At 60.4% G+C, this 6,149-nt stretch carries 4 protein-coding genes; all 4 read left to right on the top strand.

Annotation, left to right across the window (positions count from 1 at the left end; genetic code table 11):
- Positions 1 to 121 precede the first annotated feature (121 nt).
- The 4 genes from map (at position 122) to dapD (ending at position 5,818) form a co-directional block, all read left to right on the top strand.
- Positions 122 to 889, top strand: coding sequence for a type I methionyl aminopeptidase (gene map, locus H0V34_07120; protein MBA2491475.1), 768 nt, complete (start codon positions 122 to 124; stop codon positions 887 to 889).
- Positions 886 to 3,666, top strand: a complete 2,781-nt coding sequence (gene glnD, locus H0V34_07125) for a [protein-PII] uridylyltransferase (GenBank protein MBA2491476.1) — start codon at positions 886 to 888, stop codon at positions 3,664 to 3,666. The genes map and glnD overlap by 4 nt, the downstream gene beginning before the upstream one ends.
- A gap of 118 nt (positions 3,667 to 3,784) precedes the next feature.
- On the top strand, positions 3,785 to 4,981 hold the full coding sequence (gene dapC, locus H0V34_07130) for a succinyldiaminopimelate transaminase (GenBank protein ID MBA2491477.1): 1,197 nt from the start codon (positions 3,785 to 3,787) through the stop codon (positions 4,979 to 4,981).
- A 12-nt stretch (positions 4,982 to 4,993) separates the two neighbouring features.
- A complete protein-coding gene (gene dapD, locus H0V34_07135) occupies positions 4,994 to 5,818 on the top strand; it encodes a 2,3,4,5-tetrahydropyridine-2,6-dicarboxylate N-succinyltransferase (protein ID MBA2491478.1) in 825 nt (274 codons plus the stop codon).
- Positions 5,819 to 6,149 lie beyond the last annotated feature (331 nt).

Genomic DNA, 6,149 nt, shown 5'->3' on the forward strand with positions numbered 1-6,149 from the left:
GGAGTTTGCGCGCGATGCGCGCGCTTTATACCATACCCGGCTATCGGCAACAATGAATCGGCGGCATAATATGGTGGATCAAGCCTGCGTCCGCGCGCCGCGCGGCTCCCGAATCCCAGCCATGTCACCCATTCTCAAGACACCCGAAGAGATCGGTAAAATGCGCGTCGCTTGCCGTCTGGCGACGGAGGTATTGTTGATGATCGGCCAGCATATCAGACTGGGCGTGACCACCAACGAACTGGATGAGCGGTGTCACGACTTCATCGTTAACGCGCTGGGCGCGGTGCCGGCGCCACTTAACTATCGCGGCTTTCCGAAATCGATCTGCACCTCGGTCAACCATCAGGTGTGCCACGGCATACCCAGCGGCAAAACGCTCAGGAACGGTGACATTCTGAATATTGACACCACCATCATCAAGGACGGTTTCCATGGCGACACCAGCCGGATGTTTTACGTCGGCCAGCCCTCAGTGCTCGCCAGACGCCTGATGGACACGACCTACGCCGCCCTGCGCACCGGCATAGCCCGGGTGCGGCCCGGCGCGCGGCTGGGCGACGTTGGCCATGCAATCCAGAGCTATGCAGAACAGCACGGTTGCTCGGTAGTGCGGGAATATTGCGGCCACGGCATCGGGCGCGGATTTCACGAAGATCCGCAGGTGCTGCATTACGGCCAACCGGGCACCGGCGTGGAACTGATACCCGGCATGACGTTCACCATCGAGCCCATGCTCAATGCCGGCAAACGCTTCGTCAAGGTGATGGCCGACGGCTGGACGGTCGTAACCAAGGATCACAGTCTGTCCGCGCAATGGGAACACACCGTGCTGGTTACCGAAGACGGTCACGAGATCCTCACCCTGCGGCCCGAAGAGTCGGCATGAACGCTCCCGACGCCGTGCCTTCCGCCGAGAAGCTCGCCGCTTCGCTAGAGCTGACATTGCGCTGGCCGCAACCGTATTGCGAACCGAGATCCAAAGAAATCGCCGCGTTCAGCAATATTCTCAAGGAATCCGGCAAGGCCTTCCGCGACGCGTTCCATAGCGGCACCGAAATCGCCGCGCTCGTGCAGGGCCGTGCCGCGATTATCGATCATCTGCTGGAGCTGGCATGGCGGCGCTTCAAGCTCACCGATACGCCGGGTGTGGCGCTGGTGGCGGTCGGTGGCTATGGGCGTTGCGAGCTGCATCCTTACTCGGATATCGATCTGATGGTGCTGCTGAATGCACCCCCCGATGCATCGCAGGAAGGACGATTGTCGGAGTTTCTGACCTTTTTGTGGGACATCGGCCTGCCGGTTGGTCACAGCGTGCGCACCCTCGACGAGTCCGTTCGCGCTGGCGCGGACGATGTTACGGTCGCTACCAACCTGATGGAGTCACGTCTGCTGGCGGGACCGGAATCGCTTTACCGGGAGCTGACCGAACGCATCGCGCCGCCACATATCTGGCCGAGCCGTGAGTTCTTCTCGGCCAAACTGGACGAACAGGATCGCCGCCACCACAAGTTCGGCGACACCGCGTACCGCCTGGAGCCGAACGTGAAGGAGAGTCCCGGCGGCATGCGCGACATCCACACGCTGGGCTGGGTCACCAAACGGCATCTGGGCGCGACCAGTTTGCACGAACTGGTACACCACGGTTTTCTTGGCGAAGACGAATATCAGTCCCTGGCTTCGGGGCAGAGTTTTCTGTGGCGCGTGCGCTACGCACTGCACATGCTGGCGGGCAGGCGCGAGGATCGTCTGTTGTTCGACTATCAACGCACCATCGCGGAACAGTTCGGCTATAAGGACGAGGACAACAATCTCGCGGTCGAGCAGTTCATGCAACGCTATTATCGCACCGTGATGGAATTGCAGCGACTCAACGAGATGCTGCTGCAGTTATACAAAGAGGCGATTCTTTACGCCGGCGAGACCGACGAGCCGCGGCGCATCAACCGTCGCTTTCGCGCGCGCAAGGGCTTTCTGGAGGTCACGAACGAGAACATTTTTCGACGTTATCCGTCGGCGCTACTGGAACTGTTTCTGGTCATGCAGCAACACCCGGAACTCAAGGGTGTGCGCGCCTCGACCATCCGGCTGGTGCGCGACCATGGCTATCTGATCGACCAGAAATTCCGCGATAACATCGCCAACCGCAGCCTGTTCATGGAAATCCTGCGCCAGCCCCGCGGCATCACTCGCGAGTTGCGGCGCATGAACCGCTACGGCGTGCTGGCGGCCTACTGGCCCAGCTTCGCGAGAGTGGCGGGCCGCATGCAATACGATCTGTTTCACACCTACACGGTAGACGAACACACCCTGGTGGTGCTGCGCAATGTGCGGCGTCTGTCGGTGCCTGAGTTCGCGCACGAACTGCCATTCTGCAGCGAGCTGTTCTGGCAGATTCCCAAACCAGAATTGTTGTATCTGGCCGCGCTGTTCCACGATATCGGCAAAGGCCGCGGCGGCGACCACTCGGACATCGGCGCGCGCGAGGCGGAGGTATTCTGTCTACGGCATGGACTGAGCGAGTACGACGCGCGCCTCGTCGCATGGCTGGTGCGACACCATTTATCGATGTCGCTCACCGCGCAGCGCCGCGACATCAGCGATCCCGCGATCATCAATTCGTTCGCCGAGAAGGTCGGCAACCTGGCGCGCCTCAATTATCTTTATCTGCTCACCGTCTCGGATATCCGCGCCACCAATCCGAGCTTATGGAATTCCTGGAAAGGCGCGTTGCTGATGGAGTTATATGTGGCAGCCAGAAGAGTGCTGCAGCGCGGGCTGGACAATCCACTGGCGCGCGAGGAGTTGATCGGCGAGGTCAAAGAGGCCAGTCTTCAACTGTTGCGGGCGCGGGGTCTTGATCTCGACGCCTGCCGCGGATTGTGGCGCGAATTCGACGAGCAGTATTTTCTGCGGCACTCCGACGACGAGATTGCGTGGCACACGCAGGCCATCGTGCAGTCGGACCTCAGGCAACGCCCCCTGGTTCTGGTCCGGCAGTTGACCGCGCGCGGCAGTACCGAGATCTTCATATACGCGCAAAGCCATCCCCAGTTATTCGCGTACATTACCTCGGCGCTGGCACGGCTGGGCCTCAACGTGTTGGACGCGCGCATCACCACCACCAGCGCGGGTTATACGCTGGACACCTTTATGGTGCTGGACGACGCCGGCAAGCCGATCGCGGAGCAATTCCGCATCGATGAAATCTCGGCCACCCTGGCCAATCTGTTGCAGGAACCAGAGCACGAGCCGCTTGAAACCTCGTGGCGCGTATCGCGCAAACTGCGGCATTTCGATGTGCCGACGCGGATCGCGTTCGACACTACCGCCAACCGCCGTTATACGGTACTGGAGCTGATCACGGCGGATCGCCCCGGGCTTTTGTCCAGCATCGGCAAGGCGTTCACCGACAGCGACGTGCTCGTGCACAATGCGCGCATCACCACCATCGGCGAGCAGGCTGAGGACACGTTCATCGTCACCGACCTGAAGAATCAGCGGATCACCGACGACTGGCACTTGGCGTTGATCCGCGCCCGGCTGCTCACACGTCTGGGAAAACCGGCCGTGCGAGAGGTTATGCCGCAACCAGACGATGAGACATTAATGCGCCAGATCGCGGGCGGCGGGCCCGCCAACGACGAGTCCGGATCGCATTCCTGATCGCGCCCTGTGGCCGCGCAACAGGTGACAGGTCAAAGCGTAGTCCACAGTCATTCCTGCGGATAAAGGTAACGGCGCGGGCCGCGACCCAGTGAACTGAAGACTATCAACAAGAACGATGAATCCCGGTTTAAAGCAGCTACAGTCCTACCCGTTCGAGAAGCTCGCCGCGCTGCTGAAAGACGTGGGGCCGGCGGACGGCTTAGAGCCGATTGCTCTGTCCGTCGGCGAGCCGAGACACGGCACACCTGCCGTGATTCGCGAAACGCTTGTCAAGCACCTCCACGGGCTGGCGAATTATCCCCTGATCCGCGGCGAGCGCAGTCTGCGTGAGGCGATTGTTCATTGGTTGTGCCGGCGGTTTGAAGTGCCGGTAAATACTATTGACGCTGAGGCCAACGTGCTGCCGGTGAACGGAACGCGCGAGGCGCTGTTCGCAATCGCGCAATGTGTGGCGGATCGGAGCGAAGGTTCACTAGTGCTGATGCCGAACCCGTTCTACCAGATCTATGAGGGCGCGGCGCTGCTGGCCGGCGCGCAACCACATTATCTTAACTGCGATCAGGAAAACGGATTCCTCCCCGATGTCGATTCGATCAGCGAGACCAGCTGGGCGCGCTGTCAGTTGCTGTATCTGTGCAGTCCGGGCAATCCGGCCGGCGCGGTCGTCCCCGAATCGCTGCTGCGGCGGCTGATCGAGCTCGCCGAACAACACAATTTCATCATTGCCTGCGATGAGTGTTATGCCGAGATCTACCCGGACGAAGCGCGACCGCCGGCGGGGCTGCTGGGCGCGGCCGCCCGCATGGGCAATACAGGATTCCGCCGCTGTCTGGTGTTTCATAGTTTATCCAAGCGTTCTAACGCGCCGGGCCTGCGCTCCGGTTTCGTGGCCGGCGACGCGCGCCTGATCGCGCAGTTCGCGCGTTACCGCACCTACCACGGCTGCGCAATGCCGCCACCCATACAGGCGGCCAGCGAAGCGGCCTGGGGCGACGAGGCACACGTTATCGACAACCGCCGTCTTTATCGCGAAAAGTTCGACGCCGTCATCGACATACTCGCGCCGGTGCTGGACGTCGCCAAGCCCGCGGGCGGTTTCTATCTTTGGCCGCGGCTGCCCATCGACGACCAGCGTTTCGCGCAAGCGCTATACGCGCAGCAGAACGTCACGGTGCTGCCGGGTAGTTTTCTTTCGCGCGCACATAATGGCCGCAACCCCGGCAGAAATTACATACGCATCGCACTGGTGCCACCGCTGGAAGCCTGCATCGCGGCCGCACGGCGCATGCGTGAATTTATGGAAACGCTTTAACGGAGACCAGGCATGAGCGATTTGCAATCTATTATTGAAGACGCGTTCGAGCGCCGCGCGGAACTCTCGCCGCGCAATGTCGGCACGCCCATCAGGGAGGCCGTGTTCGAGGCCATCGAACAACTCGACCAGGGGCGTCTGCGTGTGGCGGAGAAGAGAAACGGCCATTGGACGGCCAATGAGTGGCTCAAGAAAGCCGTGCTGCTGTCTTTCCGCCTCGAGGACAACCGCTTTATCAGCGGCGGCTTTACCAACTACTTCGATAAGGTGCCGCTAAAATACGCCGCGGTGAACGCCGAGGATTTCCGCGCGGGGGGCGCGCGAGTGGTGCCGCCGGCGACCGTGCGCAAGGGCGCCTACATCGCGCCAAACGTGGTGCTCATGCCTTCGTACGTGAACATCGGCGCTTATGTCGATTCCGGCACCATGGTCGATACCTGGGCCACGGTCGGTTCATGCGCGCAGATCGGCAAAAACGTGCATCTGTCCGGCGGCGTGGGCATCGGCGGCGTGCTGGAACCCTTGCAGGCCGCGCCCACCATCATCGAGGACGACTGCTTCATCGGCGCGCGCTCGGAGGTGGTCGAAGGCGTGATCGTCGAGCAAGGCGCGGTCATTTCCATGGGCGTTTTCATCGGCCAGAGCACACGCATCTACGACCGTGAGCGCGACGAAATCACCTACGGCCGCGTGCCGGCTGGCTCGGTGGTGGTCTCTGGCAATCTGCCCGCCAAAGACGGCAAATACAGCCTCTATTGCGCGGTGATCGTCAAAAAAGTAGACGCGAAGACACGCGGCAAAGTGGGGCTGAATGAGTTATTGCGGAATCTTGACTGAGCAGCTGCACGGAAGGGCGTCAGATGATCCCGCAAAACTTCAAGAACGAACATTTCATTGATGCGATCAATGAGATTAAGAACTCCGGCGTTCCCCAAAGGCGTCAGTCTTATAGATACGAAATTAGTTTTTGAAGGCATCAAGTATTCGCCTAAGTACGTTATCTCCCTGGCGCACAAGCAGCTCACCGGTGAAGAATTATCTTCAGGAAAGTTCATGCGGTAGAGGCAAAGAATTTCTTTGTTCGTAAAGGATTTGCAATTGTAGACAGAAGCGGCCGCAGTGCACGTCAAGGTCCGTAACTGTCACAGGATGTTGCATCGAATGAGCC

Source organism: Gammaproteobacteria bacterium (genome assembly GCA_013696315.1).
GTDB lineage: Bacteria > Pseudomonadota > Gammaproteobacteria > JACCYU01 > JACCYU01 > JACCYU01.

Bases quoted from the DNA above. Each gene is read 5' to 3' on its own strand.
- map (MBA2491475.1), top strand. From the start codon at position 122: ATGTCACCCATTCTCAAGACACCCGAAGAGATCGGTAAAATGCGCGTC.
- glnD (MBA2491476.1), top strand. From the start codon at position 886: ATGAACGCTCCCGACGCCGTGCCTTCCGCCGAGAAGCTCGCCGCTTCG.
- dapC (MBA2491477.1), top strand. From the start codon at position 3,785: ATGAATCCCGGTTTAAAGCAGCTACAGTCCTACCCGTTCGAGAAGCTC.
- dapD (MBA2491478.1), top strand. From the start codon at position 4,994: ATGAGCGATTTGCAATCTATTATTGAAGACGCGTTCGAGCGCCGCGCG.